Annotated in this window: 11 protein-coding genes; 7 read left to right on the plus strand and 4 right to left on the minus strand. The window is 60.3% G+C overall.

Annotated features, from left to right (window positions below; all coding sequences use genetic code 11):
* Positions 1-74: 74 nt before the first annotated feature.
* The 4 genes from ahcY to WAW39_RS13500 all read left to right on the plus strand — a co-directional run bounded on the left by ahcY (position 75) and on the right by WAW39_RS13500 (position 9,363).
* Positions 75-1,478, plus strand: a complete 1,404-nt coding sequence (gene ahcY / locus WAW39_RS13485) for an adenosylhomocysteinase (protein ID WP_422319654.1) — start codon at positions 75-77, stop codon at positions 1,476-1,478.
* A 724-nt stretch (positions 1,479-2,202) separates the two neighbouring features.
* Complete coding sequence (locus WAW39_RS13490) at positions 2,203-5,412, plus strand: PAS domain S-box protein (RefSeq protein WP_422319656.1); 3,210 nt, start codon at positions 2,203-2,205, stop codon at positions 5,410-5,412.
* Positions 5,409-5,861 (plus strand): response regulator, encoded by a 453-nt coding sequence (locus WAW39_RS13495; protein WP_422319658.1) that lies wholly within the window; start codon positions 5,409-5,411, stop codon positions 5,859-5,861. The genes WAW39_RS13490 and WAW39_RS13495 overlap by 4 nt, the downstream gene beginning before the upstream one ends.
* A 1-nt stretch (position 5,862) precedes the next feature.
* Entirely contained in the window at positions 5,863-9,363 is a 3,501-nt protein-coding gene (locus tag WAW39_RS13500; RefSeq protein ID WP_422319660.1) for a PAS domain S-box protein, read from the plus strand.
* A 9-nt stretch (positions 9,364-9,372) separates the two neighbouring features.
* On the opposite strand, the gene WAW39_RS13505 is transcribed toward WAW39_RS13500, so the two are convergent.
* From WAW39_RS13505 to WAW39_RS13520, 4 genes are all read right to left on the minus strand, one after another.
* On the minus strand, positions 9,373-10,449 hold the full coding sequence (locus WAW39_RS13505) for a zinc-binding metallopeptidase family protein (protein ID WP_422319662.1): 1,077 nt from the start codon (positions 10,447-10,449) through the stop codon (positions 9,373-9,375).
* Positions 10,450-10,981: 532 nt separating this feature from the next.
* A complete protein-coding gene (locus tag WAW39_RS13510; protein WP_422319664.1) occupies positions 10,982-12,526 on the minus strand; it encodes a serine hydrolase domain-containing protein in 1,545 nt (514 codons plus the stop codon).
* A 384-nt stretch (positions 12,527-12,910) separates the two neighbouring features.
* The gene (locus WAW39_RS13515) at positions 12,911-14,722 is read right to left on the minus strand and encodes a hypothetical protein (RefSeq protein ID WP_422319666.1); all 1,812 of its coding nucleotides are present in this window, start codon (positions 14,720-14,722) and stop codon (positions 12,911-12,913) included.
* 25 nt (positions 14,723-14,747) lie between these two features.
* Positions 14,748-14,942 carry a hypothetical protein gene (locus WAW39_RS13520; protein ID WP_422319668.1) on the minus strand — a complete coding sequence of 65 codons (195 nt, stop codon included), beginning with the start codon at positions 14,940-14,942 and terminating at the stop codon, positions 14,748-14,750.
* 182 nt (positions 14,943-15,124) lie between these two features.
* On the opposite strand from WAW39_RS13520, the gene WAW39_RS13525 reads away from it, so the two are divergent.
* The 3 genes from WAW39_RS13525 to WAW39_RS13535 are packed head-to-tail and all read left to right on the plus strand — an operon-like array spanning position 15,125 to position 20,219.
* On the plus strand, positions 15,125-16,741 hold the full coding sequence (locus WAW39_RS13525; RefSeq protein ID WP_422319670.1) for a formate--tetrahydrofolate ligase: 1,617 nt from the start codon (positions 15,125-15,127) through the stop codon (positions 16,739-16,741).
* Positions 16,742-16,791: 50 nt separating this feature from the next.
* Positions 16,792-18,912, plus strand: coding sequence for an ABC transporter substrate-binding protein (locus tag WAW39_RS13530; protein ID WP_422319672.1), 2,121 nt, complete (start codon positions 16,792-16,794; stop codon positions 18,910-18,912).
* Between the two features lie 41 nt (positions 18,913-18,953).
* A complete protein-coding gene (locus WAW39_RS13535) occupies positions 18,954-20,219 on the plus strand; it encodes a hypothetical protein (protein WP_422319674.1) in 1,266 nt (421 codons plus the stop codon).
* Positions 20,220-20,221: the final 2 nt, after the last annotated feature.

A 20,221-nucleotide genomic window follows, 5' to 3' on the forward strand; every position in this document is an offset into this window, starting at 1 on the left:
TTGGAACATATCAACGTATCCTGATACGTTGATCCGTTCTATTTCACCCTAACCCGAACCACCACACACACCTCATGTCAGACTATAAAGTAAAAGACATCGCCCTCGCCGACTTCGGCCGCAAAGAACTCGACATCGCCGAGAGCGAAATGCCAGGCCTTATGGCCACCCGCGAGAAGTACGGCCCCAAGAAGCCCCTCGCTGGTGTCCGCATCACCGGCTCCCTGCACATGACCATCCAGACCGGCGTGCTCATCGAGACGCTCAAGGAACTCGGTGCTGATGTCCGCTGGGCCTCCTGCAACATCTTCTCCACTCAGGACCACGCTGCTGCTGGCATCGCCGCCACCGGCACCCCTGTCTTTGCCTGGAAGGGCGAGACCCTCGAAGAATACTGGTGGTGCACCTGGAAGGCCATCATCTTCCCAGGAGACAAAGGCCCGCAGCTCATCGTCGACGACGGTGGCGACGTCACCCTCCTCATCCACAAGGGCTATGAGATGGAAAACGGCGACAAGTGGGTCGACACTCCTTCCGACAACCACGAAGTGAAGGTCATCAAGGACCTCCTCAAGGACATCGCCAAGAACCAGCCCGGCATTTTCCACACGATCGTCAAAGATCTCAAGGGCGTCTCCGAAGAGACCACCACCGGCGTGCATCGCCTCTATGAAATGGCCAAGGCAGGCAAGCTGCTCTTCCCAGCCATCAACGTGAACGACAGCGTCACCAAGTCCAAGTTCGACAACCTCTACGGCTGCCGCGAATCCCTCCTCGACGGCATCAAGCGTGCCACCGACGTCATGATCGCCGGCAAGGTCGGCGTCGTCTGCGGCTACGGCGACGTGGGCAAAGGCTGCGCCGCCGCTCTTCGCGGCATGGGCGCCCAGGTCATCGTCACCGAAATCGACCCTGTGTGTGCCCTTCAGGCCGCCATGGAAGGCCATCGCGTGATGCCGATCGAAGACACCCTCGGCTACGGCGACATCTACGTCACCACCACCGGCAACAAGGACATCATCACCCTCGCTCACATGGAGAAGATGAAGGATCAGGCCATCGTGTGTAACATCGGTCACTTCGACAACGAGATCCAGGTCGACAAGCTCAACGCCCGCACGGACGTCAAGCGCCTCAACATCAAGCCCCAAGTGGACAAGTACACCTTCCCGGCTGGCAACAGCATCTTCATGCTGGCTGAAGGCCGCCTTGTGAACCTCGGCTGCGCCACCGGCCATCCGAGTTTCGTGATGAGCAACAGCTTCACCAACCAGACCCTCGCTCAGATCGAACTCTGGGAAACCAAGGACACCCGCCCCGTCGGTGTGACCGTGCTTCCGAAGAAGCTCGACGAAGAAGTCGCCCGCCTCCACCTCGCCAAGATCGGTGTCAAACTCACCGTCCTCTCCAAGGAACAGGCCGACTACATCGGCGTCCCCGTCGAAGGCCCTTACAAGACCGATCACTACCGCTACTAAAGTAGCCCGGCTGCGCCGCAACTGGCGCAAGACACATCACAACCCCAAAACCACGAGGGCGGCCAGCAATGGCCGCTCTTTTTTTGTCCTCAGGTTTTACACTCCATGAACTTCTGGATGAATGCGCCAGTGCATGGAAAAATCCTCATTGCCTGCATGGCAACGATTACTCCTTCATCATAAAACCGAGCAGCATGTCATCCACTGCTCCTCAAGCCGCCAGTCCTAGCTCTTGCGGCCTGCAGGTGCTGGCTTGGGCTTTTCCTTCTTCGGCTTTTTGACTTCCTTTTTGTGAGCGTTGTTGCCTTTGGCCATAATGATATGCGTGTTGTTGGGCGCACATGGATTGTGGCTGAGCCGCATGCCTCTTGCAAGGCATGGCTGCCAACATTTTGCAATGCAACGTTAATGGATGGAACTAGGGGGAAGTCGTGCATGGCATTGCTGATTTCGAGCCATGGCTAAATATTTGTTTAGCCATCCGCCGCCCATTCCGATTCACTTAAGATGATTGTGTTTAGACTTGGTGTTTGCTTGTTGCAATGACTGGCTAACAATAGATGCATCACCCATGATGCAATAATCATGCTTACCTCAGCTCGGTCATGAAGATACCTTTGCTTTCTCACTGTCCCGGCACCAACCACGCTGGCGGTTCTCATGGGTCAATCCAGCCGCTTCTCTTCCTGCAGCGCGAAGGAGTCGGCATCATCACGTCTTGGCAATGAAGCTTTCCCGTTGGATGCCACCTTCGTCAGCGGTGTTGCTCCCGCTGGCGGCGCTTAGCATTCAGTGGCTGTGCTGGTCATGGCTTCAGCCATTTGTCTGGTTCTTGTTCTACCCGGCCGTTTTTTTCAGTGCCTGGAGGGGGGCTTTGTGCGGCGGACTCTGGGCGACGGCCTTCTCCACGCTCATCGTGTGGTATTTTTTCATTCCAACGCAGCGCTCCTTCATCTTTCAAGACTCCCGCGCCTTCCTTTCTGTGGTCATGTTTGCAGGCATGGGCGTGCTTTTCGCGCTGGTGCATGAACGACTGAAGCTGTCCAGCCGGCAGGTGACGGATGCGCTGGCTGCCGTCCGCGCTGCCAACGAACAATTGGAGTCCCGCGTCCAGGCGCGCACGCTGGAACTCACGGCCAGTCGTGAATCAAACCTTCTCAGTGAAGCGCGCATGCGGGGCATTGTGAGCTCGGCGATGGATACGATCATCAGCATGGACAGCACTCACTCCATCATGCTCTTCAATGCAGCAGCCGAGGAGATGTTTCGCTGCCCTGCGGCGGAGGCCATGGGACGGCCTCTGAGCAGGTTCATTCCTCACATGCCCGTACTTCATGTGGATAAGGCCGGACACTCAGCTCCTGCCGCCCCCTCCAAACGCTTGCTGGAACCATTGGAAGGTGTTCGCGCAAATGGGGAAACGTTTCCGATCGAAGGTTCCATTTCACAGGTCGAAGTGGCAGGGCAGTCGATCTTCACAGTCATTCTCCGCGACATCAGTGAACGTCAAAAGGATGAAGAAGCGACCGCGCTGCTCGCCGCCATCGTTGACTCCTCGGCCGATGCCATCATCGGCAAAGATTTAAACAGCATCGTGACTAGTTGGAACAAAGGTGCTGAAGCCATGTTCGGCTTTCCGGCCAGTGAGATGCTGGGGCATTCGATCACAAAAATCATCCCACCAGACCGGCACAACGAAGAAGACCTGATTCTGTCCCGCGTCAAGCTTGGCAGGCGGATGGAGCATTTTGAGACCATGCGGCTGACCAGGTCGGGTGAGCAGATCGCGGTCTCCGTCACAGTGTCGCCCATCAAAGATTCCCATGGCAATGTCATTGGGGCTTCCAAGATCGCACGTAACATCACAGAGCAGCAGATGGCGAAGGCTGCTCTGCGCCAGAGTGAAGCACGCTTCGCAAAGGCTTTTCAGTCCAATCCTGCGGCCATGTGCATCACCACCATCCGCGATGGCCGCTTCATCGAGGTCAACGAGCGCTACTGCCAGCTCTTCGATTTCACGCGCGAAGAGCTCCTCGGCCAGACGTCTGTAAATCTGGCGTTGTGGGATGATCCGGCAACACGCACCGCCGTGATGGAGAATCTTCAGGCCCAGGGGTTTGTTCGTGATCGCGAGACGCAGTTCCGGCGCAGGAACCGCGAGCGGCTGGACGCGCTGATCTCCATGGAACTCATCGGTTTTCCCGGCGAAAACGATTCAGTGGTGGTGTCCATGTTTGCTGATATCACGGAGCGCAAACGTTCCGAGGCGGCCTTGCGGGCCAGTGAGGAGTGGCTGCGTCTGATCACCAATCTGGTGCCCCATGGCATCTTTGCCAAGAATGCCGCAGGCCGTTACATCTTTGCCAATCCAGCTCTGGCTGAGACCCGCGGTCTTCCTCTTGAGGACATTCTGGGCAAAGATGATTTCGAACTGGCGCCAGACAGGGCGCAGGCGGAGGCCTGCCGGGCGGATGACCGCGCCGTCCTGGATTCTGGCGTCACAAAGAACATTGCCGAGGAATACCACACGGATTTGTCAGGCCGCACGCGTGTTCTCCAGACCATCAAGATGCCTTTCATCGTACCCGAGACAGGAGAGCGTGCGGTCTTTGGTGCATGGGTGGACATCACCGAACGCAAGTCTGCCGAGGAGGAGGTGCAGCGCCTGAATGCAGAACTGGAGCAGCGGGTGGTCGAGCGAACCGCTCAGCTTGAAACCGCCAACCGCGAGCTGTGCCAGAGCCGCGCAGAGCTCAAAAGCCTCTTTGAATCGCTGCCGGGTTTGTACCTCGTGCTCACACCAGAATTTAAAATCGTGGCCGTAAGTGACGCCTATTTGGCGGCCACCCTGACCACCCGTGAAGGCATCGTGGGACGAGGGCTTTTCGAGGTGTTCCCCGACAACCCGGATGATCCCGAGGCCAACGGAGAGCTGAATCTGCGGTCCTCGCTCAAACGTGTGCTGGCCAACGGTGTGGTCGACACGATGGCCATCCAGAAATACGACGTCCGCCGCCCGGATGGCGTGTTTGAGCCACGTTATTGGAGTCCTATCAACTCTCCCGTGGTCGGTGCCGACCACAAGGTCCAGTACATCATCCATCGCGTGGAGGAGGTGACCGAGTTCGTGCTCAGCAAGTCACGGGCCGTCAGCAGAGACACGGAATTTAACGCCCGCATGGAGCAGATGGAGGCGGAGATTTTTCAAAGTTCTCAAAAGGTGCAGGCGGCCAACCAGCAGCTCGAAGCCGCCAACAAGGAGCTGGAGTCCTTCTCCTACTCCGTGTCTCACGATCTGCGTGCCCCGCTGCGTGCGATGGATGGTTTTTCCCGCGCGGTGCTGGAGGACTATGGCTCTCAACTGCCTCCCGATGGACTGCGCTATCTTCAGGTCATCCGCACCAGCGCCCAGCGCATGGGCAATCTGATCGACGACCTGCTGAGCTTTTCGCGGCTGAGCCGGGCGACTCTGAGCAAACGAACCATTGATGCCCGCAGACTCGTTCAGGACGCACTGGAGGATCTCAGCGCCCAGCGGGCGGGGCGGGACATCCAGCTGATCATGGGCGAACTTCGCGCGTGCGAGGGTGATCCTTCCCTGCTGAAACAAGTGTGGATCAATCTGCTGTCCAATGCCATCAAGTACACCCAGAAACGCGGATCCGCAGTGATCGAAGTCGGTTGCAATACGGACGGGCCCGTCAGCATTTATTTCGTGCGGGACAACGGCACCGGCTTTGACATGCGCTACGCCCACAAACTGTTCGGCGTCTTCCAGCGCCTGCACCGCGCGGAGGACTACGACGGCACCGGTGTCGGACTCGCCATCGTGCAGCGCATCATCCACCGCCATGGGGGCAGGGTCTGGGCGGAAGCCGCCGTGGATCAGGGAGCCACATTTTATTTCACTTTAGAAAGAACCACCCCACCATGAATGCAACACACATCGTCGAAATCCTGCTGGTCGAGGACAGCCCGGAAGATTTGGAACTGACCCAGCGCGCTTTGCGCAATGCCAACCTTGGCAATCGCATCCAGATCGCCCGGGATGGGGCGGAGGCGCTGGACTTCATCTTCTGCGAAGGCCCTCATGTGGGGCGGAGGATTGAGGACACGCCCAGATTGATCCTGCTCGACCTGAAGCTGCCCAAGGTGGACGGCTTGGAGGTCCTGGAGCGCATCAAAGGCGACCCTCGTACCAAGCACATTCCCGTCGTTGTTCTCACCTCTTCCAAAGAGCAGGTGGATGTCGTCAAAAGCTACCAGCTCGGGGTCAACAGCTACATTGTCAAACCGGTGAACTTTGAAGGGTTCACCGCCGCCGTGCAGGAGCTCGGCATGTACTGGCTCCTGCTCAACCAGCCTCCCAAGTTGGAAAAATAACATGAACCAGCCACTGCGTGTTCTCCTCGCAGAGGACAATCCCAACGACTCCGAGCTGGTGCTCCGCGCCTTGCGCCAGGCCGGCTTCGATCCGGAATGGACCCGCGTTGAAACCGAGGCGGACTTTCTGGACCGGCTGATGCCTGATCTGGACATCATCCTCTCAGATTACGAAATGCCGACCTTCAACGGGCCGCGTGCTTTGGAACTGCTGAAGCAAAGCGGCTATGACATTCCCTTCATCATCATCTCCGGCACCATCGGCGAGGATGTGGCGGTGGAGATGATGCGGCTCGGAGCCACCGATTATCTGCTCAAAGACCGCCTTGTCAGGCTCGAAATCTCAGTCAGGCAGGCCTTGGAGCAATGGCGTTTGCGCAGAGAACGCTCCAAGGCTGCCGAGGCGCTGAAGCAAAGTGAGCAGGAACTGCGGGAACTGACGGCGGAATTGGAAATCGAACGCGCCCATCTCACTGCGGCGCAGACCGTGGCCAAAATGGGCAGCTGGGACACCGATCTTTCCACGCTCGCCGTGACCTGGTCTGCCGAAACCTATCGCATCTTTGAAGTCACCCCCGGTCAGTTTCAGCCGACTCACCAGAATTTTTTGGAGCTCGTGCATCCTGACGACCGCGAAGGGCTGGATCAGGCATTCAATGAGTCGCTCAATCAGCAGTCCGTGAACTCGATCGATCACCGCCTCCTCATGCCCGACGGCCGGATCAAGTTCGTTGAGGAACAATGGCAGGTTTTTCATGATGATCATGGCAGGGGGCGCCGCGCACTCGGCACCTGCCGGGACATCACCGAACGCAAACAAGCGGAGGAGGAACTGCGCTGGAAGACCGCGTTTCTTGAAGCCCAGGTCTGCGCCTCCATTGATGGCATCCTCGTGGTGGACCAGCAGGGCCGGAAGCTCCTGCAAAACCAGCGCATGGTCGATATTTTCAAAATCCCCCGGCAATTTGCGGACGACAAAGATGACAGCGGCCAGCTGCAGTGGGTCACCTCGAGGACAGTCAATCCCGAGGCCTTTGCCGCACGTGTGCATCATCTCTTCACTCATCCTGAGGAGATCGGTCGTGATGAGGTGGAGCTCAAAGACGGCACCGTGCTGGACCGCTACTCATCCCCTGTGGTAGGCAAAGAGGGCCGGTACTACGGCAGAATCTGGGCCTTCCATGACATCACCGCGCGCAAGAAAAACGCCACCGCACTCCTGGAATCCAAACGTTTCCTGCAGTCCACGCTCAATGCCCTGACCTCCCATATCGCCATCCTGGACGAGCATGGTACCATCATCGAAGTCAATGAGGCCTGGAACCGGTTTGCCAGCGAAAACGACTTCAGGGGGATGCACCGTGGTGTGGGTGACAACTACCTTCATCTCTGTGATGCCTCGACCGGCAGATTCTCCGAAGAAGCCGCGCAGGTGGCCGCCGGTATCCGTGCCGTCATGGCCGGGCGGCAGGCGGAGTTCCACCTCGAATACCCCTGCCACAGTGCCAGGGAGCAGCGCTGGTTTGTCGTGCGCGTCACCCAGTTCGGTGGCGAAGGCCCGGTGCGCGTCGTCGTGGCGCATGAAAATGTCACCGAGCGCAAGCTGGCCGAAGAGGCGCTGCGCGAGAGCGAGGAGCGCTTCCGCCAGATCGCCGAAACCATCCAGGAAGTTTTCTGGATCACGGACACGACGAAGCAGCAGATGCTTTACATCAGCCCGGCCTATGAGCGCATTTGGGGCCGCTCCTGCGACAGCCTGCAAACCAACCCACAAAACTGGCTGGAGTCGATTCATCCAGATGATCGGGATCGTGTGCTGCAGGCGGCCACCACCCAGCAGGCGGCTGGCACCTACGATGAGGAATACCGCGTCATCCGTCCCGATGGGGCGCTGCGTTGGATACGCGATCGCGCTTTTCCCTTGAGCAATGCCAGCGGGGAGATCTACCGCGTGGTCGGTGTGGCCCAGGACATCACCGAACGCAAACGTTCCAGGGATAAGTTGCATGAGCAGGCCTCCTTGCTGGACAAGGCACGGGACGCCATCCTGGTGCGGCACTTCGAGCACGGCATCACCTACTGGAACAAAAGCGCCGAGTTGCTCTACGGGTGGACGGCTGAAGAGGTCAGAGGCCGTCAGACCGGAGAACTCCTCTACCGCGATCAAACTGCCTATGAACAGGCCATCGCGTCCGTGCTCACTCATGGCGAATGGAATGGTGAGATTCAGCAGATCACCAAGGCAGGCGGTTTGCTTTTAGTTGAGGCACGCTGGACGCTGGTTCGTGACGAGGCGGGTCGCCCGCAGGCCGTGCTGGCCATCAACTGTGACATCACGGAGAAGAAAAAGCTCGAGCAGCAGTTTTTCCGCGCCCAGCGCATGGAAAGCATCGGCACGCTCGCCGGCGGCATCGCCCACGATCTCAACAACGTCCTCGCCCCGATCCTGATGTCCATCGAGCTGCTGCGCATGACCAGCCGCGATGAGCGCGCTAAATCAGTGCTTTCCACCATTGAGACCAGCGCCAAACGCGGTGCGGACATGGTGAAGCAGATCCTTTCCTTTGCCCGCGGCGTGGAGGGAGAGCGCATGGTCATCGATGTCCGCCATATCATCCAGGACATGCAGCATCTCGTTCAGGACACCTTCCCGAAGCAGATCGTCTTTCGTGCGGAGCTGGACAAGGAGCTGCCCTTGTTCTCCGGCGATCACACCCAGGTGCATCAGGTCCTGCTGAACCTCTGCGTCAACGCCCGCGATGCCATGCCCAACGGCGGCACCCTCACCGTCACCGCCACCACTCTTCAGGTGGACGACCACTACGCCGGCATGACTCCAGGCTCCATTCCGGGGCGGTACCTCAGGGTCAAAGTGACGGACACCGGCACCGGCATCCCGCCGGAGGTGGTGGACAAGATTTTTGATCCCTTCTTCACCACCAAGGAGCATGGCAAAGGCACCGGCCTTGGACTCTCCACCGTGCTCTCCATCGTCAAAAGTCACAGCGGCTTCCTCAACGTCTACAGCGAGCCCGGCAACGGCACCACCTTCAGCATCTGTTTTCCTGCCATGGATGCCCCGGAAGTTGCGGCCAACAAAGTTCAGGAAGACACGCACCCACGTGGAAACGACGAACTGATCCTCATCGTGGATGATGAAGCCTCCGTGCGCACCATCACCCAGCAGACACTGGAAATGTATGGCTACCGCGTCCTGGTCGCCGCAGACGGCACGGAGGCGGTGGCGCTCTATTCGATTCATCGCTCAGACATCGCCGCCGTCGTGACGGACATGATGATGCCCGTCATGGGAGGGCAGGCCACCATTCAGGTTCTTCAAAGGCTCAATCCGAATGTCAAAATCATCGCAGCCAGCGGACTCGCCAACGATGGCAGTTCAGCCCGGTCCGCCGCCATGGGGGTGAAGCACTTTCTGCCCAAGCCCTTCACGGCCCGGACCATTCTGACAGCACTGCATCAGGTTCTCAGCGACCCCGCATAGGCCGTCTCCTCAGGCCTCCCCCGTTTTCCTGCCGCCCAGCCCCCATGCCTGGGCATAATGATGCGCCAGTCGCAGCTTCTGCGCTGCCTTCACCGAAATGACGAAGGGATACAGCGCCGGCTCGCCAAGGCTGAATGAGATCTCGTTGAGCACCGAGGAGAGGCACATCCAGCGCTGCAACCACGCGAGAAATTCGCCATCCTCAGCAGGCGTGGCAGGCAGCATGGCCGGGAGTGCTCCCGATTCCACCGGCAGTATCACCAGCGGCAGCGCGATGAACTGCACCTGGATTCCCAGGCTCTCACAAGTCTCCAGCCCTTCGATGATTTGCAAATAATGCGCCCAGGTTTCTGCCCAGTCTTCCCACGGATGTGAGGAGGCATAGGCGGTGATGTAGTTCTGCCCCCAGTCCCCGGGAGCACCGTTTTGATAATAAGTGCTCAGCGCTGCTGCGTAGTCGATCCACTCATCTCCGAAGCGTTCACGAAACGCCAGTCGCAGCGGGTCATCCCATGCCAGCTCCGACAAATTTCGCTGCCACAGGTAGTGCGCGCTTTCATGCCGGAAGTGTCCCAGCAAAGTGCGGCTGCTTTCGCCGAGCTGCTGCCGGTTGAACTGACGGTACGTGTCATCCGCTTCTTCCAGGTTCACCGTGATCACGCCATTGAGATGGCCCGTGGTCACCGCTGGATTGGACAGCGTGCTCACGATGTCAAAAGCCAGCCCGTTCTTGGGGTCGTCCTTCTTCGAAGGCAAGCCGATTCCAAGGCGCAGCAAAGTGTAGATCAGCCGCCTTTTCGCCATCTCCATCCGCGCCCACAGCATGCGGTTTCTGTCCGCGCTCAGATCAGGGATCGTACGGTTCATGCGGCAGGCCACACAGAGCACCGCCGTGGCGCTGGCCGGCAGCAGCCAGTTGCAGACGTTGTGCTTCACGCCGTTCTGGCAGCGCTTCATTGTGCTGTCGGGCCGCACACGTTGCATCGCACCCCGTTGCGGATCATAACCCACATCGCTGCTGCACTTCAAACAGCGTGAGCTGCCGAAGAAAAGCACATTGCCGCACTCACAGGTAAATCGTTGCATTAAAGTGGGTCTCTCCTCGACGCGAATGGGGCGATTGTCATGTGAAGGTTCATCGCCCCTGCTTCTTTGCGCGGATGTGAAAAAGCAGCTCAGTCTTGTTTTGGATTGTTCTCCGCAAGAAGATGACCGCCACACTTGATGGCGCTCATGATTTTTTACCCAGCGTGTTCTCAGCGGATTCAACTGCCTTCCCAACGGCGAATCTTGGATCAAAGGCATCGAATTCCGTCGCAGCGACGTGCCACAATAAGGTGTCAGGCAAGAATGCACTCAGTTAAGGCGAAGTGTCGTCTATCCGAGATGCTGGACACTCTCTGCGCATCCTTGCAGGGACGGCTCTCTCTTTCACCACCCGCCTCCTTGCCCGCACAAAGGGGCAGCGGAGTCAGCCCAGGGGCAGCCGAGCCTAAGCGAGGCGACCCTGGGTATGGCTACGGCCACCAGCAGCGTCCGCCATAAGCTCCGCCGCGTGGATAGAGCGCCGCCAGCTCCAAAACTCACGATCAACACCCATAACTGAGCGCCATTCGGGTCACGTAACGACACGTCCCTTCAGCGGCGCCCTTGCATCCTTCGCCTTCGGATTCATCGCCGTGATGCTGTTCAGGAAAGTGATGCTCACCTCGTCGCCCTCAAACCGGCACGTCACCGTGTCACTGTGTGGTGTCTCATAGTAGCGCCACTGCATGACCAGCGTTTTGTCATCCGTCCATGCCGCGCTCGCGGCGATCTTGGAAGGCTGGGGCTTCTTTGGCATCCCGCCAGAAATCAGGCGCGGCGGCGTCCCTGGGAAAGCCGCTTCGCCACGCTGCCAGGACTCAATCCCGCACGTGATCGTCTGATCGTCGGCGGAGAAACTGCAGGCCCCGTCACCAAAACTGAAAGCCGCAGTGTTGAGGCCAAGCGCGTTCCCTTCGAGTTTGAATTTCTTGCTGATCGCCGCCGGTGAAGTCTTGCTCCCTTGCTGCGGCGCCAGCGCCAGCGTCTTGAGCCTGCCCAGATCAGCAGCCTTCGGTTCCTTGGCATCGATCACAGGCAGCAGGTGCTTCCACACCAGATCCAGCTGGCCCTGCATGTTTTTGTTCTCACTCGTCATCACAATCACCGCATCCTGCTCCGGCAGCACAATGGTGAACTGGCCAAACGCTCCATCGCCACGGAAGGCCGTGCCCTGGCAGCGCCAGAACTGATAGCCGTAGCCCTGCAGCCAGTCGTTCTGCGCCTTGGGTCGGTCCTTCTTGTCCCCGCCCGGCTGCTGAATGTGAAAACGTGTGGCCTCTTCGATCCATGCGGCGGGCAGCAGTTGCTTGCCGTTCCACTGGCCCTTCTGCAGTAGGAACTGGCCAAACTTCGCCAGCCCCTCCGTCTGAATGCTCAGCCCCCATCCGCCCGTGTTGATGCCATGCGGACACGTTTCCCATTTCATGCCCTGGATGCCCAGCGGCGCAAACAAGCGCGGCGTGAGGTAGTCGAGCACTGTCTGGTGCGTGACCCGCTGCACAATGGCCGAACACATGTATGTCGCCGCGCTGTTGTACATGAACTGCGTCCCCGGCTTGTGCGCGAAGTTCTGCTCCAGAAAGGTCCGCGCCCAGTTCTCCTCTTTGACCACCACGCCCGTCGGCTCCTTCTCATTGCCGGTGGACATCGTCAGCAGATCCTTCACACGCATCGCCGCCAGGTTCTCGCTGATGGTCGCCGGCAGGTCATCGGCAAAAAACGACACCACCTTGTCCTCCACACTCAGCTTCCCTTCGGCCACCGCAAAGCCCACCGCCGTGGAGGTGAAGCTCTTGCTCATCGAGTACATCGTGTGCACAAACTCCGGCCCATACGGCTTCCACCACCCTTCCGCGATCACCTTGCCATGCCGCAGCATCATGAAGCTGTGCAGTTCAAACTTCTCCCGCTCGATGGCATCCATGAAATCAAGAATGCCAGCAGCCGCAACGCCCTGCGCCTCAGGCGTACTGCGCGCCAGTTGCAAGCTTGTCTCCTCTGCAAAAGCCCGCGGAATCCACAGGCTGAATGGCGCAAGGCTGGCGGTGCGAAGAAAGGAACGGCGTGAGGTGCTCATACAATGAGATTACAAGAACCAGTGCGAATATGACAAGCATGAATGCCACTCAGCCAGGGCAGTTTGTCTTTGGTTCACGATGCCGGCATTCAGCGCATCCTTGCTGGAATACCGTTCTCTTTCATCACTCCGCCCCGCGCCTGCACCAGCCCTGAAAGGGCTGCGTAATATAGCCCAGGGATGCCGAGCCTTGGCGAGTGCTTCCCTGGGTATGCCAATACACGACCGGGAAGCAAACCCAGCACCTTCGCCACACCCCACGCCCACCAGCAGCGTCTTCAATGAGCCCCGCCGCGCTAAGAGGGTGCCGCCAGCCCCAAAACCCACGGTCAACGCCCTTAACCTCACTGCCATTCATGTCATGCAGGCACCACAAGCCCCAGATCAAAACCCCGTGTTCGGAAACCAGCGGCTGAAATGGTTCTCATCCAGCCGCGTCAGCGGAATCGTCAGCGGCTGCGGCACACCCTCCTTCGCCCAGCGCTCCAGCTCATCGCGATGTCCCAGCTTGCCCAGCACATCAAACACATTCCCAGGCGACCCCTCCGGCCACCCCTTCATCACCTGCGGATCCCAGATCGCAATGCCTGGATCTCCTGCAGCAAGATATCCAGCCGCCTGATTGCACAGTTCCTTCGGCTTGCCCGTTTTCCAGGCGATCACCATCGGGTACGCCTTCGTCTTCGTGCCCTTCGTGATGCGCCGGTAGTACTCCATGTCGATCTTCCCCGGCGTCTTCTCAAACGACGTATGATACGCAAACCACGTCGTCGCCAGATCATCCACGAGTCCCTTCTGAATCCAGTTCGGCAGATCCAGCCCCCAGCGCTGGTTGTCCGCCTCCTTCGCAAAGGTGCCCAGCGAAATCTTGTAGCGCTCCTTGCGGCCTTGCTTCGCCGCAGTTTCATCCAGCAGCGCACGCACCTCCATCATGAAGTCCGTCATGATCGCCGCACGCGTCGCATGGATGCGCGGATCATCATCCTCCACCGCCTTCGCATCAGCGTTGTGCATCGCTTTGAAGCGCTCGCAAAACGCATCCTCCCACAGCATCAGCGGCATGCCCCTGTTAAACAGAAAGCCCACGCCCTCCGGCTGCAGTTCCAGCGTCTCACGGAAAACCTCAATCAAATGCCGCCTCACCTCAGGGTTGGCATAGCTCATGAAAAACGTTGGCGTTCCGTCACGGTCAAAGCACCGCCACTCGGGGTGCTCATAGAAGAACTTGCTGTTGAACGTCTCCTCATACGGCATCGATCCCACCCAGCCCGCAGGCCGCAGCATCACGTGAAACTCCGCCCCCTGCGCCTTGGCCGCATCTCGCGCCACCTTCAGCGGATTCACGCCTTTCTTGAACAGCGTCTCCAGCGAGCGCGCGTAGGTCGCATAGGCGCCGCTGGGGAAATCCACCGTGCCTTCACCGGCATACGTGCCGACCTTGCTCGGATAGCACACCAGATCCGCCCCCGTCACCTGAAACCACCACTTGCCAATGTCGGTCTTTTCAAAGCCGCGAAACTCCTCCGCCAGCTCCTCCGCCGTCGTCGGCTTGAACGGCCAGATCCAGCTATGCCCGTCAAACGTGGCGATGGAGGTGCGCTGCTGCGATTGGGCCTGGCTCGCCTTCACCTCCGCATCCGTCAGCGGCACCACCTTCACATAGCAAACCGTCGCCGGCAGTCCCGGCATCGGCGCGATCTCGACCGACTGCCCGTGCAGATTCGCCACCGTGAGAAAGCACTCCTGAATCACCGCCCGCCGGTTTTTCAGCAGCGCCAGATTGTTCGCCATCCGCTTGAAGACCAGCTCATCGCTCAGCTTCGCCTTGATGCCATTGCCACCAATATTAAAGCCGCCCGACGTCGTCGCAAGACCCACATACACCGCATGCCATCCACGCTCGGCCAGCGGCAGCCTGACCCCCGGCGGATTCGTTCCGCTGTAGATCGACAGCGCCGTGCCTTTCATGTCCGCCGTGGTGAAGGGGATCATCTTCCACTTTCCCTTGAGCCGCTTGCCGGTGATCAGCGCGGATGCCGGTTCCATCTTGGACAAATCCGTCATGACCACCGCCTTCGCCGCCTGTGAGAAACCGCGTGAGTCAGTGGCAAAAAACTCCGCCGCTGGGGTGGCCACAGTTTCGGCATGAGCAATTCCGACGAAGAAAACAAGAAGGAGGACAATGAGCCGGTTCATGCGGCACAAAACGAGTCATGCGGTCTCATGCTTGCGGGTTGTCTGAGATAGCGTTTCCAAAAAAAACCTGAGGTCTCTCGGCAGCCGTTGGAAAAACACCACCTCTGCCAGCCAGCCTCCCCGGTTCGATCCCGCCTTTTTTCGTGGCCACTTGTGCGACCAGCCAGGTGGCGCCCAACGTGAAAGTGATGACGAGCAGGGGACGAGCGGCAAAGTTCATGGCGGCAGGCGTTGGCGGTGAAGACGTGGCAATCCCCGGTTTATATCAGAAGCTTGTTTGGAGACAACCTCCCGGCCACCTGTCTTCCCAGCTCATCGGTCGAAAGGACCCGTCTGCATTTTGGCGTTGGAAAACCCTTTGCTTCACAGCAGCCCTTGCCATTCTGCGCGCTTCCATCCCGCATGCATCCGGACATCTCCCCCATCGCCGCTGATCTTGGCATTGCGCCAGAGCATCTCATTCTGCACGGCCGTCACATGGCCAAGGTCAGTCTCAAGGCCCTGCACAATAAACCGCAGCGCGGCAGGCTGATCCTCGTCTCCGCCATCACACCCACACCGGCGGGCGAGGGCAAAACAACCGTCTCCATCGGCCTCTCGCAGGGATTGAAGAAGATCGGGCAAAGCGTGGCCCTGGCGCTTCGCCAGCCCTCGATGGGTCCGGTCTTCGGTCGCAAAGGCGGTGCCACGGGCGGCGGCAAAAGCACCGTGCTGCCCGCCCATTCCATCAATCTGCACTTCACCGGAGATTTCCACGCCATCACCTGCGCGCACAACCTCCTCTCCGCCGTCATCGACAATCAGCTCTTCCTCGGCGAAACGCGGCTCTCGCCCGACCGTGTGCTCTGGAAACGTGTCATGGACATGAACGACCGCGCCCTGCGCATCGTTCGCACCGCTGTGGGCAAACCCACCGAACGCGTCACCGGTTTCGACATCACCGCCGCCTCCGAAATCATGGCCATCATGTGCCTCGCCGAGTCGCTGCCGGATCTGCGCCATCGTCTCGAACGCATCGTCGTCGGCTTCACCGCCGAGGGCGATCCCGTCTATGCCAAGGAATTCCGCGTCACCGGCGCCATGATGGCTCTGCTGCGTGAGGCGCTGCCGCCCAATTTGGTGCAGAGCGTCGAAGGCGTGCCCGCCTTCCTCCACGGCGGCCCCTTTGCCAACATCGCCCACGGCTGCAACTCCGTGCTCGCCACCCGCATGGCCCTCGCCCATGCCGACTTCGCCGTCACCGAGGCCGGTTTCGCCTTCGATCTCGGCGGGGAAAAATTCATGCACATCAAGTGCCGCCAGAGCGGTCTCGCACCGGCCGCCATTGTCATCGTCGCCACCGTGCGTGCGCTCAAGATGCACGGCGGAGCCGCCTTGGACCAGCTCACGCAGACCGACACCGCCGCCCTGAGCCGCGGACTGGAAAATCTCGCCGCACACCTCGACAGCGCCGCGCAGTTTCAGCGCCCCGTCATCGTCGCGGTCAACCAGTTCACCAACGACCACCCCGACGAACTCGCCCTGGTGCATGAGTTCTGCCAGTCACGCGGCGTTCCCAGCGCCACGGCCAATGTCTTTGGGGAAGGGGGCGCAGGCGCGGTCGAGCTCGCCGAAAAAGTGCTCGCAGCTCTGACGCCGGAAGTCCCGCAGCTGCCCTTCCTTTACCAGCCTGATGACAGCGTCGAAACCAAGCTCACCGCCATCGTCACCAAGATTTACGGCGCCGATGGCGTGGTGCTCACCGATGAAGCGCGGGCCAAGCTGGCGCTGTTTGCCCGCAGCGGCTTCGACAAGCTCCCGCTCTGCATGGCCAAGACCCAGGACTCCCTCTCCGACGATGCGAAAAAACGCGGACGCCCGCGCGGCTTCACCATCACCGTGCGCGATTTCGAAATCGCCAACGGCGCCGGATTCCTCGTCGCCCTCACCGGGACCATGATGCGTATGCCCGCGCTGCCGAAGATCCCTGCTGCCGAGCGCATCCAGGTCACGGATGACGGCATCATGAGTGGCATCTAGCGATGCGATGTCTTGCCGTCGCGGCGCGCACGCTCTAGCTTGCACTGCGCATGATTTTGGCCCGCACGTTCATCATTGGTTTTCCGTTGCTCCTTGCAGCGGTGGCTGCATGGGCGGTGCATGAGTCCAGACTCAGCCGCACGGATCGTGCCGGCGGTGTGGTCGTCATGCTCTCGCAGAATGAGCCGGCTCTGAATCCTTTTCTCCCCGCCACGGAGATTGAGCGCGAGATCACAGATCTCGTGCATGAGCCCCTCATCCGGCTGGGTCCAGACGGCACCCTGCAGCCCGGGCTGGCGGAGTTCTGGCGCTGGACGCAGGACGTGACCTGCTGGTTCGCGGACGAAGCCACCGCCAAACGCGCGCAGGAGCTGCTCCAGGCCCAGATCGGTGAAAAAAACCGCTGGGCCGAGTGGCATCTCAGCTCCGCCCGCGTCCTGCAAAACCGGCTGCTGCTGAGTTTCTCCGAGCCCAACGCCGCTGGCGTCCGTCAGGCCTTTGAAGTCGTCGCCGGGCTGGATCTCAAGCCGGTCGTTTTCTGGCGCATCGAGCGCCGCACCCCGCTGCGCAAGTCCTGGGACCGCTTCATGGCAGGCTCCTCGCAGGCGGGGCTGATCCAGCGCGTTTGGTTCGATGGGGCAAACGCCTGTGAGATCGTCGTGGCGGGGGATTCGCATCGGCTGCTCGAAGACCTGCACCGTTTCCTCGACGCCAGTGAAAAAGAACCCGCGTCCATCAATCCGCTCGCCGAAGTCGGTGCCTTGAGCGAGCCCGTGCTCGACCTCGACATCCGCCCCGGCCAGCTCTGGCATGATGGCAAACCCGCGACGGCAGAAGATGCCAAAGTGACGCTCGAATTCCTCCGCGCCAACGACTGGTCGCTGCCAAATCGTGAAGCCCTCAGCAACATCCAGACCCTGGAGTCACAGAACAACGGCTCCCGCCTGCACGTGTCCTTCCGCCGGCGTCAGGGCACCGCTCTCTGCGTCTTCGTCAATCTGCCCATCCTGCCCGCTGAGTGGCTGCGTGCTCATCCCGCAGCGCAGGAGTCTGATTTTGCGCACCATGCACCGCCGGGTGCGGGCACCCACCGCATCGCCCTGCGCGACCCCCGCTCGCTGCTGCTCAAGCCTGTGCATGAGGACAAATCGGTGCCGGGATTCTTGTTCAACTTCTCCGCTTCACCGTTGGTGACGCAGATTGGCATGCGCACTCATACCGTGGATCTGGTATGGCCTGCGACTGATCGCACCCAGCTGGAACGCCTGCGCTTCACCCCGCCTCGGCAGCGCCTGGTTGTGCTTTGGAACACCCGCCACGAAGTTTTGCAGCATGAGCGCTGCCGTGAGGCGCTGGCGCTGGCCACCGACACGGATGAACTCATCCGCACCCTGCCAGGTCGGCTTGGCCACGTGGATGCCAGCCTGTTCGCTCCCGGCCTGTGGTTCAGCACCCGCGCAAAGAGCCCGCCGTTTCAGTTGGAGCAGGCATGTCACATCCTCGCTGAGGCAGGTTGGAAGCGTGATGACAAGGGTGTGGCGCGCAATGCTGAGAATCCGTTTCGATTCACCTTGCTCGTTCCGGCTGGCGACACTCTGCACACACGAACCGCAGACCTGCTCGTGGCGCAGTGGCGGCAGCTCGGAGCCGAAGTGAAGATCGAGCACGTCCCGGACGCTCAATCTCTCTCTCAGCGTCTGCATGAGCACCGCTTTGACGCCGTGCTGCTGGATCAGCGTTTCGAAGTTTCCTGGGACCAGCTCCCCTGGTGGCACTCTTCACAGGCAAAAACGGGAGGCAGCAATTTCTGCGGCATTTCTGATCCGCAGATCGATCTCCTCCTCGAAGCTCTCTCCGCTGAATTCGATCCCGATCAGGTGCCAAAACGTGTGCGGGAGCTTGAGGCAAAGCTGCTTCCCCTTCATCCCTTGCTCAGTTTGTTCACCACCCATGACGAAGCGGCTGCCATGCCGGGCCTCCGCACGCAGGGTTCCACGGGCGGCCCTGTCTCCAGCTGGACGCTGCAAAGTCTCATGCTTCCACCCAAGCGCACGCAGCCCGCTCCGGCACTCAAGCTCCAGCTGCGCTCCCGTGATGAAGAGCCGGAGGTCCAGCGGCCCAAAACGCCGGCGGATCCCATCAGCAAACTCCAAATGCGTCTTCCGGAATGATGAGTCTGCAGCCATTCTCATTACCGCCCCGGTGGCTGCCATTGCGCCTCCTGCTCGGCGGCATGATCGCCGCAGGGCTGGTGCTGCTCTTCAAGCGCCACGCTCCGGTGGCACCCTCTGCGGACTTCTGGGCGCGCTGCGGCTCCAGCCTCATCGTGCTCGCCATCGCCCTGCTGCTGGCGCTGTGCATCGGAGTCTTCGTCGGGCTGCGTGCCCGGCAGATGGGCCCGCGCATGGAGCGCTTCGTCGCGCTGCTGGGCCGTGCGCTGGCATGTGTGCCCGTGGTCGTACTGGTCTGGGGCTTCATCAGCGGCTGGATCGGCCGTCTGGGCTGGCCGGTCGAATCGCTGATGCCTGCGCAGTTCCCGGATGGGCAGGACTCCCGGCAGGTGCTGCTCGCACATGCCCTCTGGAACTTTCTGGCTCCCGCTCTGGTGCTGGCTCTGGCCCTGTGTGGTGAAATGATTCACGCAGTCATCATGAGTGGCAGGGCTGTTTTGGATCTCGATTTCTCGCTGCGCGCTCGCGGAGTACCCAAAGCATCGCGGCTGTGGCGTCATCATCTCAGCCAGTTGCGGCCACTGCTGCGGGTGCGCCTGCAGTCCCTGTGCCTCATCGCCCCGGTTTACCTCATCATCATCGAAGACGTCCTTCACTTCATGGGCTGGGGGGAGGGGATGGCCCAAAGCCTCCGTGCCGGTGATGCCCCCGGCATCGCACTCGGATTCGTCAGCATCGGAGCCATGCTGGCCCTCTTGTGCTCGTGCCTGCGCCCGCTTCCGGGCAGGCTGAAATCCGTCGACGCCTTCGTGGCCACGCTTGCGTGGCAGCCATGGTTGCTCTGGGCGCTCGGCCTGCTCGCGCTGCTTCCTTCCTCCTTCATCGCATGGATCATTCTCTGGCTGGCCGTGCTCCTGTCCGGCTGCGCCGGCTGGCATCAGGCCTGGAATCGCATCGAGTCAGAGCTGCCCGTCGATGCCGCCCGCGTCTGCGGCGCTACGGACTCCATGATCTGGCGCACTCACATCGCGTTCGTCCTCTTCCGCATGCTCACTGCCTGGCTGTTCACCGTGCTTGCACACACCCTGCTGGGCATGGCCGCCGCCTGCGCCCTGCTCCCCCGGCTCATCGATGCCTTGAGCGCGCCTCTCGCCAAAATCTACCGCCCGCTCGCCATCGACTCGGCTCAGTCGGCCATGCAGACGCTGGCAGATCCCTCCGCGCTGCTCCAGTCCGGCGCCTGCATCGCTCTTGCCGCCTTGTGTTTGATCCAAGTCAGCCGCATCGTACAACCTCGACTCTCCTGAGC

This window comes from Prosthecobacter sp. (genome assembly GCF_049294395.1).
Classification (GTDB): domain Bacteria; phylum Verrucomicrobiota; class Verrucomicrobiia; order Verrucomicrobiales; family Verrucomicrobiaceae; genus Prosthecobacter.